The organism is Gilliamella sp. Pas-s27, from assembly GCF_009795865.1.
In the GTDB taxonomy this organism is placed as follows: domain Bacteria; phylum Pseudomonadota; class Gammaproteobacteria; order Enterobacterales; family Orbaceae; genus Gilliamella.
The window spans coordinates 1-348 of the sequence record NZ_WTEW01000128.1; the positions used below are offsets into that span (position 1 = coordinate 1).

General features: G+C 37.9%; 1 pseudogene. It reads right to left on the minus strand.

From position 1 onward, the window contains the following. Positions 1-348, minus strand: a pseudogene (locus tag GQ589_RS12005) (hypothetical protein); the annotation flags it as partial.

Sequence of the window (348 nt, forward strand, 5' to 3'; positions counted from 1 at the left end):
CTTGCGCTAATATGGCCTCTTTTTCAACTAATATGATAGTCTTTTCGCTTTCAGGTAACTGGTCTGCTAAGGCACGGGTTTTAGAGATAAAATCAGGAAAATCATCACAGGTCAATAATTCAATATGCGCTAATGGCAGTAATTGATTGTCTAACGCCCGTTTCATGTTCGATAACGGCGCTTCTTTAGGCTCGTCAAAACGCTCGCTTTGACTCACATTATGACCAAGGTAACCAATAAAATCACCTTTCTTTATTGGCATTGGTGCTTTTAATACCACGACTTTGTCTAATTTTTCAGGTTTAAGCTGGGTAATTACCAGTGAGGTTAATTTAATATAACCCTTAT